Genomic DNA, 1,434 nt, shown 5'->3' with positions numbered 1-1,434 from the left:
CCGAGCTAAGCTCGAATCTGGTGTATGGGGGATTTGAGGCGGGAGATTGAAGGCGGTGGAGGTTTCAGCTGAGAATCTGATTGTCGAAGTCGGAAACCAGCAAACAACAAACCATCCACCATGAGCAAGTTTACGGAAAAAGAAGTCGTCGGTCTATCGGAAGTCGGTCTGGGCCTGGACGATCTGGTGCGCCAGGGCGCGCGGCAGGTGATCCAGCAGGCAATTGAAGCGGAGTTGTCCGCGCTGCTGGAGCGATTCGAGAACGTCAAGACCTTGCACGGCCAGCGCGCCGTGGTGCGCAATGGTTATCTGCCGGAGCGCGAAGTGTTGACGGCGGCTGGACCGATTGCGGTGAAGGTACCGAAGGTTCGTGATCGGTCAGGGTCGGGCGTGAAGTTCAATTCATCGATCGTTCCACCATATGTGCGGAAGTCGCCGCGCGTGAGTGCCGCACTGCCCTGGCTGTATCTGAAGGGCATTTCGACGGGCGACATGAGCGAAGCACTGAGCGTGCTGCTGGGCGAGGACGCCAAGGGGCTATCGGCGAACGTGGTAAGTCGCCTGAAGGCGCAATGGGCCGATGAGCATGCCAACTGGAGCCGTCGTGATCTATCGAAATCGCACTACGTGTATTGGTGGGTCGACGGCATTCATACCGGCTTGCGTAGTGAGAACTCGGACGGCCAGTGCCTGTTGGTGATCATCGGCGTGAGGCCGGATGGGCGCAAGGAGCGGGTGGCAATCGGTGACGGGTATCGCGAGTCGAAGGCGTCCTGGCAGGAGCTGCTGCTCGATCTGAAGTCGCGAGGCTTGCAGGGTGGTCCGCTGCTGGCCGTCGGTGACGGCGCTATGGGCTTCTGGGCCGCACTGGAGGAAGTGTTTCCTGCAACGCGCGGCCAGCGCTGCTGGTTTCACAAGATGGGCAACGTGCTCAACGCGCTGCCGAAGTCGCAGCAGGGGCGCGCGAAGGCCGACCTGCAGGCGATCTGGATGGCCGCGACGCGCGCCGACGCGTATGCCGCGTTCGATCGTTTCGTGACGGTCTACGCCGCGAAATATCCGAAGGCAACAGAGACGTTGAAGAAGGACCGGGAGAGCCTGCTGGCGTTTTACGACTTCCCCGCCGAGCACTGGCAGCATTTGCGCACGACGAATGCGATTGAGTCGACATTCGCGACCGTGCGCCACCGGACGACTCGCACCCGCAACTGCGTGTCGCGACCAACCTTCCTCGGTCTGGCATTCAAGCTGATCGAGGAAGCCGAGAAAACCTGGCGCCGTATCAACGGCCCCGAACAGATCAAGCTGTTGCTGGAGGGCATTGCCTTCAGGGACGGCGAACCGGTGCAAGGCGATCAACCGGTTCAGCAGAAACTCGCCGCCTGAAGTCGAACGCGCTCAAGCTGCCCATACACCACTCTTGACGATAGCTCC

The 1,434-nt window shown here is 60.9% G+C and carries 1 protein-coding gene; it reads left to right on the top strand.

Annotation, left to right across the window (positions count from 1 at the left end; all coding sequences use genetic code 11):
- The first annotated feature begins 120 nt into the window (after positions 1–120).
- Positions 121–1,386: an IS256 family transposase gene (locus tag AB6809_RS36175; protein ID WP_371028604.1), complete on the top strand. Its 1,266-nt coding sequence runs from the start codon at positions 121–123 to the stop codon at positions 1,384–1,386.
- The last annotated feature ends 48 nt before the right edge of the window (positions 1,387–1,434 follow it).

Origin of the sequence: Paraburkholderia sp. RCC_158, assembly GCF_041355255.1 — a bacterium.
Classification (GTDB): Bacteria; Pseudomonadota; Gammaproteobacteria; order Burkholderiales; family Burkholderiaceae; genus Paraburkholderia; species Paraburkholderia graminis.
The sequence above is the reverse complement of the archived record's forward strand: the minus strand, read 5'-3'. Positions and strand labels throughout refer to the sequence as shown.